Raw genomic sequence first — 1366 nt, 5'->3', positions numbered from 1 at the left:
TGTCAATCCCCCGAAAACGTGGAGACGGTTCTATGCCACAGCGGTCCTCAGCAGGACGGATGAGGCTTGCCGCTTGTCGATCATGTGATGTTCGAATGTGATGGGCGGCAGGCCGTCGTTGGCGCTGTGCCGCCGGCTGGCGTTGTAGAAGTCAGCGATCCAGGTGGCGATCTTCAGGCGCGCTTCGGCCCGGGTGCGGAACCGGTGGCGGTGCACGTACTCGACCTTGAGGGTGCTGTTGAACGCCTCGGCCGCTGCGTTGTCGAGCGCGCAGCCCACGCGGCCCATGGACTGGACCACGCCCAGGCGCCGGCATAGCTCCTGGTAACGGGCCGCAGTGTATTCCGAGCCGCGATCCGAGTGGAAGATCACGCCGTCGATGTCGCCGCCGCGGGTGGCCACCGCCATCTGCAGCGACGCGCTGGTCAGCGCGGCGTCGTGGTGCTCGGACATGGCGTAGCCGAGTAGCCGCCGGGAGAACAGGTCCTCGACCGTGGCCAGGTAGAGCTTGCCCTCGTCGGTGTCGATCTGCGTCACATCGCCGCACCACAGCACGTCCGGCGCGACCGCGGCGAACCTCCGGCGGACCAGGTCCGGGGCGGCCGCCCGCTTGCCTTGACGGGTCAGCGAGCGCGGCTTGCGGCGCACGCGAGCGACCAAGCCGAGCTCGGCCATCCGCCCCGCGACCGTGTTCTCCGACACCCGCCAGCCCGCCTCGTGCAGGTCACGGGTGATCCGCGGAGAGCCGTAGGTGCCGCCGGACGCCTCGAACGAGCGGGTGATCTCCACATCCAAATCGGCCCGCCGACGCTGGCGGGTAGTCAGCTTGTCCTGGTCGATGCGGTTCTTCCACTTGTAGTACCAAGACTGCGACACGCCTAATGCCCGGCAGGAGGTGACGTGGTCGATGCCGTGCTCGGTCTTCTGGGAGCTGATGAAGGCCGCCACGCTTATCGGCCCATCGCCTCTTTGACCCACAAGACCACCGAGCGCTTGAGCACGTCACGCTCGTCTTCCAGCTCGGCACGTTCCTTCTCCCACGCCGCCTTCTCACGGGCGTGCTGCTTGGCCAGCTCGGCCTTCTCCCGCCGCAGCCGGGCCAGCTCTTCCTGCTCGGACTCCTCCAGCGTTCCGCTCCCATCGCCGTCGCCGTTGTAGTGCTCGGCGAGCCGATCCATCTGCACCCAATTGTGCAGCGTGTACGGACTGATCCCCAGATCCCGCGCCACTTGCGCGACGGGTTTGCCGGTCTCCTTCACGATACGCACCGCGCCCGCCCGGAACTCCGGATCAAAGCGCCGCCGCGTGACTGCTGCCACGACCAAACCTCTCCCGGTTCGGTCTCCACGCTATGAGGGGAAGGCCA

Annotated in this window: 2 protein-coding genes; both read right to left on the bottom strand. The window is 67.3% G+C overall.

Annotation, left to right across the window (positions count from 1 at the left end; genetic code table 11):
- Positions 1–30 precede the first annotated feature (30 nt).
- Positions 31–948, bottom strand: coding sequence for an IS3 family transposase (locus tag AB0C30_RS59840; protein WP_357962697.1), 918 nt, complete (start codon positions 946–948; stop codon positions 31–33).
- 2 nt (positions 949–950) lie between these two features.
- The gene (locus tag AB0C30_RS59835; RefSeq protein ID WP_357962695.1) at positions 951–1319 is read right to left on the bottom strand and encodes a transposase; all 369 of its coding nucleotides are present in this window, start codon (positions 1317–1319) and stop codon (positions 951–953) included.
- Between the last annotated feature and the right edge of the window lie 47 nt (positions 1320–1366).

The sequence above is a fragment of the Nonomuraea sp. NPDC048901 genome, assembly GCF_040649695.1.
Taxonomy (GTDB): Bacteria; Actinomycetota; Actinomycetes; order Streptosporangiales; family Streptosporangiaceae; genus Nonomuraea.
The sequence above is the reverse complement of the archived record's forward strand: the minus strand, read 5'-3'. Positions and strand labels throughout refer to the sequence as shown.